At 55.1% G+C, this 17,126-nt stretch carries 16 protein-coding genes and 1 pseudogene; 5 read left to right on the top strand and 12 right to left on the bottom strand.

Annotated features, from left to right (window positions below):
- Positions 1 to 77: 77 nt before the first annotated feature.
- From ACM6JQ_RS16485 to ACM6JQ_RS16465, 5 genes are all read right to left on the bottom strand, one after another.
- Positions 78 to 734, bottom strand: coding sequence for a c-type cytochrome (locus ACM6JQ_RS16485; RefSeq protein WP_414894227.1), 657 nt, complete (start codon positions 732 to 734; stop codon positions 78 to 80).
- A complete protein-coding gene (locus ACM6JQ_RS16480; protein ID WP_414894226.1) occupies positions 734 to 2,218 on the bottom strand; it encodes a flavin monoamine oxidase family protein in 1,485 nt (494 codons plus the stop codon). The genes ACM6JQ_RS16485 and ACM6JQ_RS16480 overlap by 1 nt, the downstream gene beginning before the upstream one ends.
- 192 nt (positions 2,219 to 2,410) lie before the next feature.
- The gene (locus tag ACM6JQ_RS16475; protein WP_414894225.1) at positions 2,411 to 3,073 is read right to left on the bottom strand and encodes a TetR/AcrR family transcriptional regulator; all 663 of its coding nucleotides are present in this window, start codon (positions 3,071 to 3,073) and stop codon (positions 2,411 to 2,413) included.
- 88 nt (positions 3,074 to 3,161) lie between these two features.
- The gene (locus tag ACM6JQ_RS16470; RefSeq protein ID WP_401205122.1) at positions 3,162 to 3,578 is read right to left on the bottom strand and encodes a RidA family protein; all 417 of its coding nucleotides are present in this window, start codon (positions 3,576 to 3,578) and stop codon (positions 3,162 to 3,164) included.
- A 13-nt stretch (positions 3,579 to 3,591) separates the two neighbouring features.
- Complete coding sequence (locus tag ACM6JQ_RS16465; RefSeq protein ID WP_414894224.1) at positions 3,592 to 4,425, bottom strand: phytanoyl-CoA dioxygenase family protein; 834 nt, start codon at positions 4,423 to 4,425, stop codon at positions 3,592 to 3,594.
- A gap of 375 nt (positions 4,426 to 4,800) precedes the next feature.
- Between ACM6JQ_RS16465 and ACM6JQ_RS16460 the strand changes: the two genes are divergently transcribed.
- Positions 4,801 to 5,514, top strand: a complete 714-nt coding sequence (locus ACM6JQ_RS16460) for a winged helix-turn-helix domain-containing protein (protein ID WP_401205116.1) — start codon at positions 4,801 to 4,803, stop codon at positions 5,512 to 5,514.
- A gap of 490 nt (positions 5,515 to 6,004) precedes the next feature.
- Complete coding sequence (locus tag ACM6JQ_RS16455) at positions 6,005 to 6,370, top strand: histone-like nucleoid-structuring protein, MvaT/MvaU family (RefSeq protein WP_414894223.1); 366 nt, start codon at positions 6,005 to 6,007, stop codon at positions 6,368 to 6,370.
- A gap of 363 nt (positions 6,371 to 6,733) precedes the next feature.
- On the opposite strand, the gene ACM6JQ_RS16450 is transcribed toward ACM6JQ_RS16455, so the two are convergent.
- Positions 6,734 to 7,726 carry a site-specific integrase gene (locus tag ACM6JQ_RS16450; RefSeq protein WP_414894222.1) on the bottom strand — a complete coding sequence of 331 codons (993 nt, stop codon included), beginning with the start codon at positions 7,724 to 7,726 and terminating at the stop codon, positions 6,734 to 6,736.
- Positions 7,727 to 7,906: 180 nt separating this feature from the next.
- On the opposite strand from ACM6JQ_RS16450, the gene ACM6JQ_RS16445 reads away from it, so the two are divergent.
- Positions 7,907 to 8,914 (top strand): DNA-binding protein, encoded by a 1,008-nt coding sequence (locus ACM6JQ_RS16445; protein WP_414894221.1) that lies wholly within the window; start codon positions 7,907 to 7,909, stop codon positions 8,912 to 8,914.
- 481 nt (positions 8,915 to 9,395) lie between these two features.
- Here ACM6JQ_RS16445 and ACM6JQ_RS16440 read toward each other — a convergent pair whose 3' ends face one another.
- From ACM6JQ_RS16440 to ACM6JQ_RS16430, 3 genes and pseudogenes are all read right to left on the bottom strand, one after another.
- Positions 9,396 to 9,728: a hypothetical protein gene (locus tag ACM6JQ_RS16440; RefSeq protein ID WP_414894220.1), complete on the bottom strand. Its 333-nt coding sequence runs from the start codon at positions 9,726 to 9,728 to the stop codon at positions 9,396 to 9,398.
- A 243-nt stretch (positions 9,729 to 9,971) separates the two neighbouring features.
- Positions 9,972 to 10,421, bottom strand: a complete 450-nt coding sequence (locus tag ACM6JQ_RS16435; protein ID WP_414894219.1) for a hypothetical protein — start codon at positions 10,419 to 10,421, stop codon at positions 9,972 to 9,974.
- Positions 10,422 to 10,915: 494 nt separating this feature from the next.
- A pseudogene (locus ACM6JQ_RS16430) lies at positions 10,916 to 11,208 on the bottom strand (integrase); the annotation flags it as partial.
- A 626-nt stretch (positions 11,209 to 11,834) separates the two neighbouring features.
- Here ACM6JQ_RS16430 and ACM6JQ_RS16425 point away from each other — a divergent pair.
- Together ACM6JQ_RS16425 and ACM6JQ_RS16420 are read left to right on the top strand one after the other, a co-directional pair.
- Positions 11,835 to 12,317 carry a toll/interleukin-1 receptor domain-containing protein gene (locus ACM6JQ_RS16425; protein ID WP_414894218.1) on the top strand — a complete coding sequence of 161 codons (483 nt, stop codon included), beginning with the start codon at positions 11,835 to 11,837 and terminating at the stop codon, positions 12,315 to 12,317.
- A 14-nt stretch (positions 12,318 to 12,331) separates the two neighbouring features.
- Entirely contained in the window at positions 12,332 to 12,487 is a 156-nt protein-coding gene (locus ACM6JQ_RS16420; protein ID WP_414894217.1) for a hypothetical protein, read from the top strand.
- Between the two features lie 436 nt (positions 12,488 to 12,923).
- Here ACM6JQ_RS16420 and ACM6JQ_RS16415 read toward each other — a convergent pair whose 3' ends face one another.
- The 3 genes from ACM6JQ_RS16415 to ACM6JQ_RS16405 all read right to left on the bottom strand — a co-directional run bounded on the left by ACM6JQ_RS16415 (position 12,924) and on the right by ACM6JQ_RS16405 (position 17,123).
- Positions 12,924 to 13,301, bottom strand: a complete 378-nt coding sequence (locus ACM6JQ_RS16415; RefSeq protein ID WP_414894216.1) for a hypothetical protein — start codon at positions 13,299 to 13,301, stop codon at positions 12,924 to 12,926.
- A 99-nt stretch (positions 13,302 to 13,400) separates the two neighbouring features.
- The gene (locus ACM6JQ_RS16410) at positions 13,401 to 14,369 is read right to left on the bottom strand and encodes a toll/interleukin-1 receptor domain-containing protein (protein WP_414894215.1); all 969 of its coding nucleotides are present in this window, start codon (positions 14,367 to 14,369) and stop codon (positions 13,401 to 13,403) included.
- A gap of 978 nt (positions 14,370 to 15,347) precedes the next feature.
- The gene (locus ACM6JQ_RS16405) at positions 15,348 to 17,123 is read right to left on the bottom strand and encodes an SIR2 family protein (protein WP_414894214.1); all 1,776 of its coding nucleotides are present in this window, start codon (positions 17,121 to 17,123) and stop codon (positions 15,348 to 15,350) included.
- Between the last annotated feature and the right edge of the window lie 3 nt (positions 17,124 to 17,126).

Below are 17,126 nucleotides of genomic sequence, written 5' to 3'. Positions count from 1 at the left end.
AGTGCTCGAAGCCGCCGTTCTGGCGGCTTTTTTGCGTGATGCGGAGTAGGGCGGTGGGCATCCTTGCCCGGGCAGGATCAAGGGTTCAGCTTGGCCAGATAATGCGCCACGGCCTTGATGTCCTCATCGGACAGGGTGCCCGCCATGGCATTCATGGCCTGCGTCGGATCGTTGCGTTGGCCACGTTTGAAAGCGCTCAGTTGATCGCTCAGATAAAGCTGCCCTTGTCCGGCGATAGGCGGAGCCAAGGGGCCGCCAGAGAGTTTTTCGCCGTGGCAGGCTGCACAACCATTGGCGGCGACCACACGCTGACCGCGCTGGTCCAGTGCATCATCCTTCGCCGGGACTTCAGTCACGCCTGGTTGCTGTTCGGCAAAATAACTGGCCAGGCGCTTGATCTGCTCGTCGGTCAGATTGGCCGCCAGCGGCTGCATCTGGGCATTGTGGCGACGCCCTTCGGAAAACGCGCGCAACTGGTTTTCGATGTATGCCGCGGGCTGCCCTGCAAGCGCTGCGTATTGAGCGTCGCGGGGTTGACCGTTGGCGCCATGGCAAAGTGCGCAGGTGTCCTGCAACTGTGGCCACGCTCCGCCATTGGCCTGGTATGTAGCGTCGCGCTGATCCACGGCCTGCATGAAACGATAGCCCGCCCACAGTTCCGGCCCGTAAATCGCTATTGATCCGGCCAACGCTGCGCTCACGGTGATGGCTCCAAACACCATAGTCCGCTTCATCAGGCGTTCCTCCGTGGTTGAAGCAATGCCTGCAGCGCTTCCATTGCCGCGCGGTGTCCAGCGCGGACCGCACCGTCCATTGCCCCGGCCCAGATCTCCGCAGTCTCGGTACCGGACCAGATCAGGCGACCGACCGCCGGCGTCAGGTACTCGCCCCATTGCGTCCAGAAACCGGGGGGCATGGGGGAAATACAACTCAAACTCCACGGGTCGATCTTGCCCCAGTCCAGATCATGAAACTGAATCGGGTGCAGGGCTTGTTCGCCCATGGCGCTGGCGTAAATCGCCGACAGGGTGTCCTGCGCCGTTTTCGGGTCATGGGGTAATTGGCCGGTCCTGACGAAGCCGCTGAGCACACCCAGGCTGCCGTCCGCCGGGGAGTTGTCAAAGGCCCAGATCAGCGGACCGTCCACTGGCACAATCTGCCCGTTGAGGTCTTGGTCGCGCCAGAACGGGCGCTCATAGACGTGCACGGTCTTGCGCATCGGTGCATGGGCCGGCCAATGCCGCTGCAGCTCGGCACGCCCGGATGGCAGGGGCGGATCAAAGACGATCTGATTGCACAGCGCCGGACTCAGCGCAGCAATTACCTGCCGCGTGCGGATGATGCCCTGATCGGTGTGCAACTCGACGACATCACGATCCCAACCGACAATCTTGCGCACCGGGCACGCCAACCGGACTTTATCTCCCAGCGCCTGAGCCATCTTCAAACTGAGAATTTGCGAGCCGCCAGCCAGGCGAGATTCCTGCGCACCGCCCTGGACCCCTTCGAGCTTTTCAAGGCGGCAGTCCGACGAGTTCATCATCGCCAAGTAATGCAGGAGTCCCATGCCGGCCGGCGTGGTACCGAAGGTGAGGCTCACGGACATGTTGAAGCCGATCTTGTCGACTTTGCTGATGCCTTGTCCGGCCAGCCACTGGCCAATCGACAGTTTGTCCAGCTCAGCCGCGTCCTTGGCTTTCCACGGCGCTTTGCTGGGGACGCCTTCGGCGAGCTTGTTCAGTTTTGCGACGACTTCTGTATTGGAATTCGGCCCGTCGCTGAGATCTTCCTGGATGTTGACCTCGTCGATCAGATACACCGCCTTGCCCTTGTAGTAGGTGGGGAAGGTGGCGACATCGAGCTGTCTGGCCAGGTCGGCGATCGACGTTTGCCCCGGGCCGATCCATTGGCCACCGGCCTCGGAAATCACGCCATTGCCCAGATCATGGTTAAGCGTGCGACCACCGACGCGGTCGCGTGCTTCAAGCACGGCAAACGACTCGCAGCCAGCGGCCTGGAGGTCCCTGGCGGAGGTGAGCCCGGAAAGCCCGGCGCCAATGATCACCACATCCAGTATCGAGGTATCTACAGCTTCGGTTTGCGCCATCGCACGACCGGTGACACCGAGTCCTCCGGCGAGGGCTGCGCCTCCGATCGCTTGCAATAACAATCGTCGCTGTCGTGATTGCGTCGACAGCTCATCGAGATGCGCATTCATCTTCACCTCCGTCTTTTAATTATAATCACAGATGTTATGCGAATATATGACGGAACAGGGATTCAGCAAAGTGAAATCGGCGCGATGTCGATTAACCGTGGGTTTTGAGTGAAATGCGGGCGCGACAAAGCAGGGTTCGCTGCGCAAATGAAGCGAAACTTGTTGATGCCGAAGGGCAGGGCAGGGCAGGGTTTAGCGAGCGGGGCTAATCAGTGTGATGACCGCATCCATCAAGGCCTTGCTGCGTTTGGCTTCAAATCGCTCAGGCTCGATTGGCAACATCATCATCCAGCCGTCACTCAGCGCACTGAGCTGATCGGCAAGCAGATCGGCAGCAATGTCATTGCGAATGATGCCTTGGGTTTGTCCCTTACGCAGAATGCTTGCGAGATCCTCGCGGAAGCGCGAATAACGTTTCTGGATAACGTCGGCAAATACCGGTTCGTGTCGGGCGTGGGCAAGCATCTGAAACAAGGCCAGCCAACGCGCCGAGTCGTTGGCTTGAGTCAGGTTCAACCATTGCTCGATCATCGCCCTGACGTCGACTTTCTCCTGATCGGCATCCAGCAAATGGTCAAACTCGTCGAACAGACTCTGCGCCGCCGCCGTGATCATTTCTTCTTTATTGGCAAAGTAATAGGTCACGGCGCCGGTGGTGCAGCCGGCATGACTGGCAACCTTGCGCAGAGACGTTCCGGCATAACCTTCCTGAGCAATGACTTCGATGGCTGCGGTCAACAGTTCACCGCGTTTTTCCAGACGATTACCTACGGGACGACCGCGACGTGGAGCGGGCGCGGAATCACTGTCAATGGAGTGCTGACTATCCGTGGAAGGCGCTTGAGCATCATGCATGAGAGAAAGTGATTCCATTGGTTGAGCGTTGAGCCGACAGTGGCTGCGAACGCCATTTTGGCTTGGCACGTCGCGATCATGCAATCGTTCAGAGTCGACCGCTGCCAATCACCGCGACGGCCCGGACTTCCACGCGCAAGTCCGGCATTGCCAGCTGGGAAATGCCGACAGCGGTCCAGGCTGGATAACGTTCAGGGAAATATTCGTCCTTTACCTGTCCAAAGGCGTGCACTTCGGCCTGCAGATCGGTATGAAACGTCATCAGCTCGACCACATCGGCCAGACTCGCGCCCGCAGCTTCGAGGATGGTACGCAAAGACTGAAACGCCAGATGGGATTGCGCCTGGATGCCCTCGGCGGGAACCATGGTCTCGTCGATACCGACCTGGCCGGACACCCAGATCATGTTGCCGACGCGTGTTGCCTGGGAAAAGTGGAAGTTGTCGTAGATCGCCTGGGTGTGGCCAGGGTTGAAGGATTGACGCTGCAGTTCTTGAGTGCTCATCGCGGTGCTCCTCTTATATCAATTGGCGGAAGGTTGGGTGGCGGAAGGCGTCTCCCGCTTTCAGCGTCGACAGCTCTTCAGTGAAAAGCACGCCTTGCTGCGGATAACCGCCGGCGCTGTATTCTGGCAAGGGATGGAAGGTGGCGTCGTCGCCAAAGAAACGGAAAACGAAGGTGTGACGGTCCGGGAAGGCGTCATCCACCGGAGCGCCGCCATGCAGCGAACCCGGATGCAGCAGGAGGATGTCGCCAGGCTCGGTGGCCCACGAAATGATCTCGAATGCCTCGGAATCGTTTTGCCGCAAAGCCTCAATGTCCGGCAGGCGTGGCAATGCATCGCCGCCATGCAGCGGCTGAGTCGGATCATTCGGATCTCGAAACGTGGTGCCGTCGTAGCGTGGTCCTTTGTGCGAACCTCGAACGATTTCCAAAGCGTTTTTCTTCGGCACTGATTCAAAACTGATCCAAGCATTGGCCCAGTGGTTTCCGGCCCACGGCAGATAAGACGTGTCCTGATGCCAAAGCGTGCGAGATCCACGCCCACCAGCTTTGAGAAACACCTCTTCGGCGAAGTACCACACGTTCTCCGAGCCCCAGAGCTGCGCAAACAGCTGGCCAAAGGGCAGGGAGGTCACCAGTTCTTCGAGACGGGCCTTGGCGACGGGGTTGGCATTGTCGACGTGCGACTGTTGCTCCGTTCCGTCGAACATGCGAGTCGCATGAGGGCCGTGATTCTCGACAGCCCAGTCATAGGCCGCCCGGCACTCGGCCAATTGATCTTTGTTCAGAAAACCTTTGATCAGGACGGCCCCGTCTTCCAGGAACGCCTTCCGCATAGAGAGTTGCATGAGAGCTTTCTCCTCGAAAATGCCACTTGGCGATTTCGATGCTAGCAGGCGACCAGATTAAACACAACGACCGTTATTTTAATATTGCGTACCGATTGCGGTTGCTGGTTTTGGAAGACGATCACACACCAGCAACGGCGCCGTCAGAATCAGATATGCGAGGGTTTCAGCCCGTATTTGCTCACTCGGCCCCAGCAACGTTGGGAGTGCGACAGTTCGAGATTGTTAACATAACGTGTGTTATTATTATTGAATGCCTATGCAGACGCCCTTCGGCAAGGCACCCGGTGATCACCTTGCTGATGATGGGTCGTTCAACCGTGCCGTGGGTCTGAGGCGGCACACACTTACTCAAGGTCTTAATGCTGAGCTTCTATGGAAAACCCAGGTTTCGTTAAAACACTGCTAGTAGAGGACGATCAGAGGCTGGCGAAACTCATCACTAAATTCCTAGCCCGGCATGGTTTTGCAGTGCAGGTTGTCCGCCGGGGCGACGAGGCATTGGCGGCCGTCGTTGAACTCAAGCCACAAATCGTCGTACTTGAGCTTCTGCTGCCGGATCAGAACGGACTGCACCTGTGCCGTCGGATTCGTGATGTTTCCGATATCCCCATCATCATTTTGACTGCCAAGGGAGATGACAGGGATCAAGTTCTCGGCCTGGAATCCGGTGCCGACGACTATGTAATCAAACCTGTCAAACCATTGGTATTCCTGGCTCGATTACGCGCTCTGCTGCGACGCCATATCCCCACGCAGCAACCGACAGCGTTGGACATCCTTGAATTCGGTCAGTTGTCGATCGATCGCAGCGGCCGGGTAGTGAGCCTAGCCGATCAAAGGATCGATCTGACAACTATGGAGTTCGAACTGCTGTCCTTGTTGGCCAGTGCGGCGGGCACACTTTTTTCTCGTGACGAAATCCTCAACCGTATCCGCGGCATTCCTTTCGACGGGATCAACCGCAGCGTCGATGTTCACATCAGTAAATTGCGCGGAAAGCTCAATGACAACCCTCGAAATCCAGAGCTCATCAAGACGATTTGGGGCAGGGGTTACCTTTTTAATCCGTTTGCTTGGGAAGCATAGATAAGTATGAAAAAGGACGTGCTGATTTTGCTGTTTTTTGTCTGGATTCCGGCGTCGCTGTATTCGGTTTATGGCTGGCATCAGACACAGGGAAAACAGATCGTCGATGTCTATCGGTCAACGACGGCGCCGGCTATCACGTACCAGTCAACAAGTAACAAAACGAGTGTTCATGATTCAGCGACTTTCTTGTGCACGATCAGCAAATTGCCACATGGCATAGAAGAACGGGATAAATAAAATGCAGCAGGCCAGGCTTACCAAAAACTGTTCATTATCGCGAACGGATTGAACGCCGGCAGTGGGTGGTCGAACTCATAGTGCAGGGAACCGCGCTTTATGGCTCGCGTATCCCACTTGTGGATGTGCCTGGATGGGTCCTGATGGAGGTGGTCAAGGGGGGATATTTCGGTAGTCGCTAAATCATAAAGCGCGCGCAAATCATAGATCTGCAATACACTCTTAGTAACCTATCTGCTCGAGACCTGTCATGTCCAAACTAGCAGAATTTCGCCAGCTTGAAAAACACCTCGCCGAACAGTTGCAAGCGCTCGAAGCCTTAAAAGGTGACGCGGGTCTCAAGAAAGAAATTGAGTTCGAAACCAAGCTGCGCGATTTGCTCGAAAAATACGATTACAGCTTAAAGGACGTGGTCAACCTGCTTGATCCGCAAGCCGGTCGTCGTGCACCAACGGCTGAATCCAAAACCGGTAGTCGCAAGCCTCGCCAGTTGAAGGTATATAAAAATCCGCACACTGGAGAATTCGTTGAAACTAAGGGCGGTAATCACAAAACGCTTAAGGATTGGAAAGCAGAGCATGGCTCTGCGATCGTTGAGTCTTGGCTGACCAAGTGATTTTTTTTGGAAACAAAAGGGCCCGTACGGCCCTTTTTGGTATCGATTTTTAGCAACTCGAGAGAGTATTTTGTAGATCTAAATGCAGTACCGACCGCATGGGCCCTATCCAAGCGTTTCGTAAGGAAAACAAGGGCAGTAGAACATACTCAGGGATCTGCCGCGTTAGACTATGGAAAACGTGTTTTACGACTCGAAGATTTGCGGAGCAGGGCGTTGCCTTTAATATGATCGCCGAGTGCAATTAACGTCAATTTAAAATCTAACTCAACTAAATAGATGTTTATTTGAGTTGGCTACTGACACCACGCAGGTCAGTTTTTTATTCGGCACGTTCTCACGAAATAAATTTAGTTACGATACCTAATCAGACCCTAAACGATTTTCATTGGCCTTCAACGCTTGCGCCTGGGGAATAGCTGACGAGGGAAGTCGCTGACCTATCGCCAACTCCCCAAAGGAATCTGCCGGGTCGATGTAGCGCATGGCTGACTTCATGTCCTTCCAACCGACGTAAGTCATCAGCGCTTTGATATCCCAGCCATTGGCCGCGGCCCAAGTGGCGAAGCCGCGACGCAGCGAGTGACTGGTGTACAGATCGCCATACACACCCGCGCGATTAAATATTCGCCGCAACAGTGGAATTAGGCTGTTGGCATTCAAGCCGTCTTCAGCCAGATGCCCCCAGCGATCGAGCTTTCTAAAGACTGGGCCGTGCGCAATGCCGGCGACGGTGATCCAGTTCACATACGCTTGCACTGGACAAAGCTTCTTCAAGGCGGGGGTACGGAACGTCGTGCCGCGGTGCTGGCGATCGCCCTTGCTGCGCGGTAGGTAGAAAGTGATGCCGACTCCGACTTGCGCATGGGTGTTTTCAACCTGCAGCCGCGACAACTCATCCCCGCGAAAACCGCGCCAGAACCCGATCAGCACTAAGGCCATGTCACGCCGGCTGCGTAGCAGGGCTGCCAGGTCCTGGCGAGCGGCGGCTTGCTCCGCGTCCTGCTCCAACCACTGAAGAGCTTGTTCAAGGTGCTGCAGGAGCAGGGGAGTCGCTTGTTTCTCCTGGGCAGGATGCAACGCACGGATGCCCTTGATCATTTGCCGCACGGTGGGTGTTTTGGTGGGGTCGGGGAAGCCTTGGGTAATGTGCCATTGGGCGAGGGCGGCCAGGCGCTGCTTCAGCGTGCTGATGGTGTGCTTGTCCGCGTACTCGGCGAGGTAACGCACGATGCCATCCCCGGTCGCCGGCAAAAACCCGCCCCAAGTTACTTCGAAATGCTCCACCGCCGCACGGTAGCTGCGCCGGGTGTTGTCCCGGGTGCCAGCCTGCAGGTATTGATCTGCCTTGCCCATATCAACCCATCCACTTCAAACGTACCTGATCCAGCATCGGAGGCGGCAAAAACGGCCCTATGATGCGATAACGCTCGATTATTTTACCAAAGAAATCCTTTCGTGTTGTTCTTTTTCTAGCTGTAAAGTGTTATGTATATACGTGGTATGTAAACCAGTACGAAATCGTAGGAGCAAAAAATGGCGCGCGGCGGAATTAACAAGGCGATTGTCCAAAAAGCCCGGGAAGCGCTGCTGGCTCGGGGAGAGAATCCGAGCATCGACGCCGTGCGCATCGAACTGGGCAATACCGGCTCAAAGACGACTATTCACCGATATTTGAAGGAAATCGAAGATTTTGATCCGAGGCCGCGGGCCTCTAGAGAGCGATTGAGCGATGAACTGACCGAGCTTGTGGCCGGCCTCTTAGAGCGAATGACAAAGGAGGGCGGCGAAGCTCTTGCGCATGCCCAGGCGCGTCTTGACGAGCAGCGCATCGAGCTGGAGCAAAAACTCGACGGCTTGAGTGCCGAACTCGCCTCTTTGCAGCGGGAATTTGATAGTCAGAAAGGGGCGTTTGGGCTTCAAGCGGATGAGTTACAGATTTGTCAGGCAAGCCTGCAGGCCGAACTCACCCGCAATGCACGCCTTAGCCAAAACTGCAGTGACTTGGAACTCCGTGTTCAAGAAAAGGACGAGCAGATCCGCTCCCTGGAGGAAAAGCACCTGCATTCACGCGATGCGCTGGAACATTACCGTAACGCGGTCAAGGAACAACGGGAGCAGGAGCAACAGCGACACGAAGGGCAGGTGCAGCAAGTTCAGGTTGAGCTGCGACAGCTGCAGCAAACGTTGATGCTCAAGCAAGATGAACTGACTCGACTCAACAGAGATAACGAACGCTTATTAAGTGAGGCGCGACAGCAGGCCAAGGCGGCGGCGACGCATGAAAACGCGGCGCTTCGTTTGAGCGGTGAGATTGCCACCATGAAGACAGCAGTCGCCAAGGCTGACGGTGCGAAAGAAGCGCTTCAGGAACAGCTCGGTATGTCGCGCGCGGAATCCAAGCGGTTAGAGGAGGGCCTTTCACGGGCAAGTGCGCAATTGGTCGAAGCCACGAGGTTGTCGTTGCACTATTCAGCGGAGCTCACTCAGCTACGACAAGCCGCGGGTCATCCGCACACTGACAATGAAAGCTCCACGAGATAAGGCCAGAGGAGAGTTAAATTGATCACATTTGACGCGGTGTGCCGCGGTTCGCTTGCAACACTCTTGACCTCAAATATGCGCATGAGCGCCTAAGTCAGATGGTTTTTTCGGACGATTGTTCGGGGCCACTGAAGCGCGCCGGGCGACTCAAGTTTCAAGCGAAGAAGGTGGCGCCCAAAATGAGCAGGGGGAGTCTTGATGCGTATAAGGGTAAAGAAACGCCGCTGTGAATTTCTAGGTATCGTTTTGAGTTGCATACTAAGTACACATTCCGCGTTCGCTTGCACAGCGCTGTAACTGTAAGCGACCATCACATATCAGCGATGGCAATTGGGCATAAATTGCGACGGCGACAGGCCGTACTGGGGCGATTTCCGCCAGTGACGTCAGGCCTGGATCCCCCATCCTAGAGAGATCGTTCGGGTCGGCCACCAAATGAAAGGCGTTCCACGCCCAGCCCGCAAGCCTCGTGAAAACTCTCTTACATCGACTTGATCGAAACCACTTTCACAAATCGGAATTTTTTCTTGGCCGCCCTAGTAGCTTCTTGCTCGGCTAGGAGGGTACTTAGCGTATCGGCCTCATGGACCATCTCGTGCGTCTCGCCTTCAAATTCATTGCCCACTCGAAGCGTGACTCTCAGCCTGGGTGTAAATGTTTTCGCGACTTTCTTTTTCTCAGCCACTTTTGCTGGTTGCATGATCACGATATCCGAGACGGGCTTCTGCGCTGGGGATTCACAGCATTGCGGAGCATGCTCGCTACCACCGAACAGCGCCCGGCGCATTTCTTCTTCAGTTAAATCTGAATTCATGCCAATTCTCAAGAGGGGAAGGTTATGAGCAGCGAGTGCAATTCTATCAGCATGGCAAGTTTACTCAGTCGTTAGTCCCGCCTCCTCAGATCCAATTGGGTAAAGGCGAATTGTGTGAACGTAGTGAGAAGTCGCTGGAGAGGGAGAGCAATGCTCGAATTGTTTTTAAAAATCTATCGCTGCGGGTAGATAAAAGAGGTGAACGGCAGGGCCGCTAATCCTGGTTCACGTACGTAAATAACGTCACATCAACAGGCACGAGTTCATGCCTCGTGAGCGTACCTGCGTCCAGATCGCTGGCTTATGATTAAAGTATCTAGGTACTGCCACTGCCAACGGCAATTCTTCGTGGTTGGTAATGTCATCGATAGGGCATTGAACAAAAAAAGCCAAAGGGGCGATGAGATGCTTGAGTTCGTTGTTGGTGTCATTCATACCGTGCATCACTGTAGAGACGTGCTTAATTTCCGGCTTTGCACATCTCGAACCATGCTCGTCCTCGGGTAGAAAACCGAGCATCTTGCGTGTCCTATGTGCGGTTCGTCTCACCGAGGAACGCTCGATCATTTGTTGCGGAAAGGAAACTACCCTGCGTTCGCGGTTTTCTCGCTTAATCTCGTGCCAGCGTGCAAATGTAACAGCAAGCGCAAAGAGCTGTTGAAGGGGCCCAATCCCGGCGAGCGTATCTTGCACCCATATTTCGACGACTGTTTGGCTGAACGACTGATCGCGGCCAAGTTTGAGAAGCTGGGGGCGATACCGGACGTAGGGCTGCAGTTATGCGTAGATAGCACCCATCCCGATTATGCAGCCATCGATTTCCACGTACGCTCTATAGTGCAGCGAACGTCCATTGTGAATTTCCTTCGAGACCGTTGGATTGAATTCTGTCGCAAGCCAAGTCTCATAGTACGGGCACTTAAGCGCAATCCACAGAGCGCACAGGCGCTTAAGCTGACTCTCGAGGACGAGCTCGCGTTACTCGACGATCTGTATCGAGGTAAGAACACCTGGTACTCAATATTTGTCGCCGGATTGCTCCATCCAGAGGTGCTGCTTTGGATTTTTAGCCAGATGCATTCACCTGGTCGAGCGGCAGATGGGCCTCTAATGTGAGGCAGTGACGATTAGGGCGATTACAGGTAGCTGTCACTGAATTTGGCTTCTGTGACAGCAACGGAGTGTCCTGTTTGATAAGTGATTTCAAACTGCACTGGATGCTGAGTTTTCTGCCGCATCACCATGGCCCGTGACGAAACATGCTCCCCATGCGCAATGTCTCGTACTCGCAGCTTGGTTAAGTCATAGGCACGCAGTTTGCTGTCGATGGCCAAGTTGAAGAGAGCCAGATCCCGTGTCTTATCAGCAAGCTGAAGCCTGATCCGAATGGCCCAGATATCTCCGACTCAGAGCGGGGCTTTCTGCCTACAAGCTTTCCCTTGTTCCAAGGCTGATGGCGACGTAAAGCAATAGTGTTCATGGCTTGTCCTTCAGGTTGAGGGAAGGCAAGGGTGGATCAGTCGCAATGCGTAGTAGTCGCTAATCGACCCATAGGCGACGTTCGTCGATTGAACAACGGCATCGATGGCGGAGCCATTGAACGTCAAAGACCTGAAACCTGGGTCTAGAGCTACCCGCTATGATAGATAGCTCTAGACTAGGGAGGCATTTGTATCGGAAGCCACTAGCAAACATTCACGCTACGCCTGGTAGCGGAATTCGCGCTATGGGCTATTGTTCGTGCCAGCATATTGGAATCACGATCTGAAGTGCAGGTTGATTTCGAGCCAATAAGGATGGGCTGCGGTGTTTTCAAAAGCTGATGGCTCGTACAGCCGCTGCTTAATCATCTCTTGGGCGAGCAGCTACAAACGGAAGGTTTACGACATGTCTAGATGTACAGCACCGGTACATGGTCATCGTTCGGCAAGCGCAAGAGCAGCGTGTCCCGCATGTGGCAGCGGATATAGCGGTTACGGATCGCGATCGTATTCATCCTCGTCCTACGCACCATCCTATTCGCCCCCGTCTCATGGCGAGGGTGGTCGCAGTAGCGGCGGTTCATCCAGCAGCGCAAAGCCGCGCTGGTCGAAGCCCGAATCCTCTGTGGCCTACACCTCCGCCGAGGTAAGAACGCTCACACCGGTACGCGAAAATGTCGAGAGGCGTGCGACAGTACCTGACCTACGTGACGTCTTTCTTTGTCACGCCTGGGACGACCGGAAAGGATCCGCGAAGGAGCTGCATGATGCACTCGAGTCGATCGGTGTTTCCGTTTGGTTCAGCGAGAAAGATGTCCTTCTAGGCTCTTCCTTACTGCGTGAAATTGATAAGGGATTGGCGAAGTCTCGAGTAGGAATTGTGCTGGTGACACCTGCTTTGTTGCGTCGCCTAGCAGCTGAAGGCATCGCTGACAAAGAGCTTTCCGCGCTCCTCGCAAGGGATCTGCTGGTTCCCATCATTCACGACACCACATACGAATCGCTGCGCGAAGTCAGTCCTCTACTCGGTTCGAGAAGCGGCCTGAGCACTGCTGAAGATACGTTTGCAGATATCGCGGCCAAGCTTGCCGAGTTGGTCGCCCCGTAAGCGCCCAGATATGAATGAAAGACATGGTGGCCGATTTTGAGCGCATGAACGAGGTCTGGAGTCAGTGGTTCACGCCCGGTGAAACCCCAGCTCGAGCGACATCTCAAGTGACATTTGATGAGGCAGACATTCGTCTGGAGCTCATCGTCGTCGCAGCAGTGAAGGCCTGAATTAGTCGCTGATGTGTGCTTTTCTCGAGCGTTCTCTATCAGAATCAACTCATGCTGACAGTCAGGAGCTCCAGTTCATCAACGGTACGCCGTCGCGCATTCTGCTGGTCATCGAGCCGCGATCCAGCGAGTATTGGATCGAGAGCAGCGCCACCGTGCGCGCGTTGGTTAGGGGTACCTCAATAACACCGAAGCTAGATGTCGAATACCTTGCTGGTGGGCTGGTCATGTATGCAGGCGGACGCGGTCAGGTAGAGGTTTATCAAATGGCCGTCGCTTGGCCCAATACAAGCGTACGCGGAATACGGCGAAGAAACTGACCTGCAAGCGCAGGTGGTGCAGGAGATCACAGCCCAATGGTTTGAGCGCATCCTCATCACGCTGGGGGAGTTACGCCGATACTCTACTAGCGCCGCAGCTGTGCCCTTTATGCGAACTACTTAGCCTGCCGAGATGAGACATATGGTGTGACGTCTCTGTCTTCTACCGCCTGAAGCTCGAAGTACTGCCCTTTGGCTTTCAGCGCATGGATGATGCGACATTGGGCATAAGCGGTGCTGTATGAGGTGCTCGGGCCTTGGATGTTGAGTACCAATTCCCCTCCGTAGCTTCGCTCGTACCTCAATTCTCTCAAGGCTCCCACCGCTTCACCATGTGCCTCGGCGATCTCGATCACCAACTCCCTTAAGGCCGATTGGTCGGTGTCTGGTAGCTCAGCGGAAAACTTGACCTGGCGTTGGCTTTGAAAGCCTCCGCCACCACTGGCCGAGCCTATTCGGTTAAATGTGATGTGGGCAAGCAGGACTACTTCCATGGTCTGAACCTTCTATGTGAGTCTTACTTCTTTGTAGTAAGGGGCAGCGTCAAGGCCAGGCCCCCCCTAGGTTCTAGCTAATTCGCACCCAGCAATGATTTACCGATTGCGTTGTAGCGGTGCGATGAGAAGGCCCCAAAGCGTCTCGGCACCGCCTTCTTGAGAAAGCCTCTGGTCTTGGCGAGTGTGGAACGCCATGCCGAAGGTTTTCAGGTACATGGACTGGTCGTCCGTATTTACGGTGAGCGCCTCGTTGTACGAGCCGCCGCCAAACGAGTCTCCATGGCTGTAGTAGATACCGGCGCCCATCTGGCCGCTGGTGAACACTGCCGCTTTTGCAACGTCGTGGCCGTCCTTATAGATAATCGCAGAAAAGCGATTTGCATCTATCCGACGGAACACCCCTTCATACCCTGAGTTGCGCGCTTGGAGCTCCAGCAACGAGTTCTCGAAATAGCGGGCGATGTACTCGAAGCTGTCGAGCAAGAAGCGGTCTTTGTCCAGCTGGGTGAAGCTCTTAGCCATTCGAAGGTTACTCGACCTAGGGCCAGCCGGGGCGATAAGGGAGGGCGCTGAACCTCCATTGAAATCGTTGCATTCAGCTCGCGGAGCAGTGTTCGGTTGGCCACGGCTGCGTCGCTCGGCAGCCTTCCGAACCTCCTTCGCAACCTGCAAGAATGCTTCGTCCCGATCAGGCCAAAGGGTCACTGGCTTACCATCTTGGGGCATGCCAAGCAGCTTGCCGAAGGGGGCATGATGCCAATCGCATGGGCGAAGAATGACAGGAATGACAGTCGCTTCTTTAGCGGCATGGCGCTCCATCGCGCGAGCCATCTCGATGTTGTAGCAATAGTCGGAAGCGATGAAATCGGGGCTTACCAGCAACAGGATAATTTCGTCGCTGTTGATGTGATCATCAATGGCAGCATCGATCTCTTGGCCTGCTCCGATCCTGCGGTCGTGCCAAGTCTCTATGACGCCTTGGCGCTTGAGCATCGAAAGCTGCTTTTCCAACTGGTCGCGCAGCGCCTCGTCAGCATGGCAATAAGAAAAGAACACGTTCGGCAAAAGGGTCACTCCTACTCGGATAGGTGCGATGTCGATCTTATGGGCAGCTTGGCTGCGAAGTACAGACGTGGGCTTGGCTTGACTGCTGATTGGATGCCCTTCAGTTCAACCTGTCAGCCAAAAAACAACGATGCTCGAGTCGTGGCATGGTGGTAGATCATTCGGGCTCGCTCGTAATGAATGATGTGCTTGCCGTGAGGCGTTGGCCACACAAACTGACGGATCTCAAGTGGCGCAAATGTAAAGGACGGTGGAAGGCATAGGCGTCTCTTAACCGTGCCGTCAGCACTGTTGCATTGCTCGCAGATGATGACGGGAGCAAATGTGGCGATCCGATGAGGTTCTCCAGGAAGCGGTTTTCGTACGTAAGGGTCGGTTCCATGGTCATGGTGAATATGGAGACCTACAGCCCAGCCTTCTCGCCTATGCGGTTTGTTCGGATAAAGCATCGTCCAACGTAGCAATTGGTATCGTGTCCGTTCGCAGCACGGGCATCGCCAATGATCATCAAGCTTCGCCCATAGCCGGTGGCAATGGGCGCCATCAAAGCTCAGGTATTCCTCCCAGCTAGGAATGCGCCGGAGCAGATTGCTATTCAGCGTTTTCTCTCTGTTAGCATTTTTGATTTTGGTTCCGTCGCAGGCCAAACAGTAGCCATTGGCCGAAAACTCGGGCTTGCAGGGACAGAGGTTTTTGGTCATCAGAGCTTCTCAGTCTGTCGTTGGGTTAACCCACGTGATGACCGCGCGCCAGGCATCTGTGCTGGCCATGAGCTCGGGTGCGGTCAGTAGCGCGGTCACCAAAACGCTCACCGCTTCTGGTGAGGTGGTGGTCAGGAGTAGCAGTGACCCGATGAAGAACGCATAAATCACCTCCCTCTATGTCCGCTGCCAGAATCCAAACTTGTCCTGGGTTTTCACCAGCAAACGCATGCACCCCATTTGAATCGTATTTGCATTAATTGGAATGCGTGAGGCGTCAGTACCTGGACAGCCGCTTCAGTCCTTCAAGCATTTGCGCCAGGTAGCTTTGCGACCCAAGTGCGAACCCTGCTGCCAGCAACGGGGCCCTGTACTCTTCGGTCGCATATTCGTGAGCGAAGCGGTTGATGGTCTCTGAATGCCAGGAAACCCGGCCTAATGCGATTTTCTTGAAACCGTGGTTTTTCACCGCATCCGCGAGCGATTCTTCACTGACTCCGCGTTGCTCGCAGAAGAACAGGAAACTGAAAAACTCAAACCGTTCGTAAAGCAGCCCGTGATCCTGCAGACCTGCGAAGTCAGGCGCCCACCGAGGTGTAAGACGGTCATGGAGTCGGTTGCAAAAGGGGGTAAGAGCTCCACTTTGGTCTTCGAAGCTCTTCCATAATTCAAACAGGCCATTGGCTCCCTCAACGTAGAACGGTGATAGATCAAGCCCCACAGGGAAAGGCATTTCGCGCCGGTTGATAAGTGTCGTGTTAAACAGCTCGTTTAGCTCGCTCAGGCGATTGGCCCGCACAAGTCCCATGCCATATGCATAAGTAACAAGTGCTATCGGGTAACTCTTCAATGCAAGTCCAGCTACCCACCCTGACTGCTCGACCTGAGACGCAGCGTGCAGGCCCTTGATCGCATCCAAAACGATCATATGCTCAGCACCTGCACCCCATCGTCCTAACACTGCACAAAGGCGTGCTAGTGGCTCGATGGCCGCTTCGTAGATCTCAACTAGGTCGGTAAAATCCTTGGGCGTGCTGCCCTGAGGTCGTTCTGCGAAGAGAGGAGCCAGATGGCTGATCGCTTGATAAGCCTGGCTGGTCACTAAATCATCGAGCTGAATCCTGTGTTCGGGTCTGGCCATAAAGCGTTTGGCCATAGCGAGAGTCAGCTCGATGCCGGCTGGGTTCTGCAGGCGGGATTGCTGGATGGTTTCCAGTTTGAGGTTCAGCCCATCGAAGAAGGTATCGGCATCCAGGCCCGTCACGACGTTGGCGCGCCGCTGAGTGATGAGCTCTTGGCCACGCTCGCTCAATTTTCCTCGCGAAAGCCAGTAGGTAGGGTAGCGACGGGAGGGTGCCCTCAAAAACGCCGCCCTCAGCGCATGATCCCACTCACCTGACCAGCCCGCGACGATCAGCCCAAACTCATCGATGATGCGGTCAAGCAACGTATTGAACGCTGGCGGGTACTTGCCCAGCTCCCCATCGGTATTGAGGATCCTGGCATCCTTGTAATCACCATGGATCTTCAGGATGTAGCAGGACGCATGAGTGAGTGGCTCCGCTCCTGCGAGGGTGTCTTCTGAGCCAACGACAGTTGGCTCAACGCCGACATCGCGCAACGCATTTTCCATGAGTCGGTCGAAGTTCGTCGTGATGATAACGCGCACATGACCCGCTTTGACCATCGCAGCGATCGCTCGATGTGCGGGGGTAGGCAGTTTAAGGCCATCCTCTAACTCGTTTTCGTTAGGTTCCAGAAAGCCTTGAATGATCGCTCGCCGTTCAGTCTGGGTTGTCGCCAGGCGTTCGAGCAACGTGGAGTAATTGGGCTGCTCTCCTGTTTGACCTACGTACCACGCGAGCCAATCTGCCTGTTCGCCGGCACCAGACGCTATGCCCCATCGTTTCACCAGCTCCATGGTGATTTCCCAGCCGGTCGGTATGCCCGCCGAGCGTGATACGCCCGAGCCAAGAAGCACTGCGTAGACGCCTTTGTTCTCAAACATTGAAAACGCGATTTGGGCTGTTGAATCACTGATAGCAGCGGTCATGCA

Source organism: Pseudomonas sp. IT-232MI5 (assembly GCF_949767845.1).
Taxonomy (GTDB): domain Bacteria; phylum Pseudomonadota; class Gammaproteobacteria; order Pseudomonadales; family Pseudomonadaceae; genus Aquipseudomonas.
The sequence above is the reverse complement of the archived record's forward strand: the minus strand, read 5'-3'. Positions and strand labels throughout refer to the sequence as shown.

Bases quoted from the DNA above. Each gene is read 5' to 3' on its own strand.
- ACM6JQ_RS16485 (WP_414894227.1), bottom strand. From the start codon at position 734: ATGAAGCGGACTATGGTGTTTGGAGCCATCACCGTGAGCGCAGCGTTG.
- ACM6JQ_RS16480 (WP_414894226.1), bottom strand. From the start codon at position 2,218: ATGAATGCGCATCTCGATGAGCTGTCGACGCAATCACGACAGCGACGA.
- ACM6JQ_RS16475 (WP_414894225.1), bottom strand. From the start codon at position 3,073: ATGCATGATGCTCAAGCGCCTTCCACGGATAGTCAGCACTCCATTGAC.
- ACM6JQ_RS16470 (WP_401205122.1), bottom strand. From the start codon at position 3,578: ATGAGCACTCAAGAACTGCAGCGTCAATCCTTCAACCCTGGCCACACC.
- ACM6JQ_RS16465 (WP_414894224.1), bottom strand. From the start codon at position 4,425: ATGCAACTCTCTATGCGGAAGGCGTTCCTGGAAGACGGGGCCGTCCTG.
- ACM6JQ_RS16460 (WP_401205116.1), top strand. From the start codon at position 4,801: ATGGAAAACCCAGGTTTCGTTAAAACACTGCTAGTAGAGGACGATCAG.
- ACM6JQ_RS16455 (WP_414894223.1), top strand. From the start codon at position 6,005: ATGTCCAAACTAGCAGAATTTCGCCAGCTTGAAAAACACCTCGCCGAA.
- ACM6JQ_RS16450 (WP_414894222.1), bottom strand. From the start codon at position 7,726: ATGGGCAAGGCAGATCAATACCTGCAGGCTGGCACCCGGGACAACACC.
- ACM6JQ_RS16445 (WP_414894221.1), top strand. From the start codon at position 7,907: ATGGCGCGCGGCGGAATTAACAAGGCGATTGTCCAAAAAGCCCGGGAA.
- ACM6JQ_RS16440 (WP_414894220.1), bottom strand. From the start codon at position 9,728: ATGAATTCAGATTTAACTGAAGAAGAAATGCGCCGGGCGCTGTTCGGT.
- ACM6JQ_RS16420 (WP_414894217.1), top strand. From the start codon at position 12,332: ATGAAAGACATGGTGGCCGATTTTGAGCGCATGAACGAGGTCTGGAGT.
- ACM6JQ_RS16415 (WP_414894216.1), bottom strand. From the start codon at position 13,301: ATGGAAGTAGTCCTGCTTGCCCACATCACATTTAACCGAATAGGCTCG.
- ACM6JQ_RS16405 (WP_414894214.1), bottom strand. From the start codon at position 17,123: ATGACCGCTGCTATCAGTGATTCAACAGCCCAAATCGCGTTTTCAATG.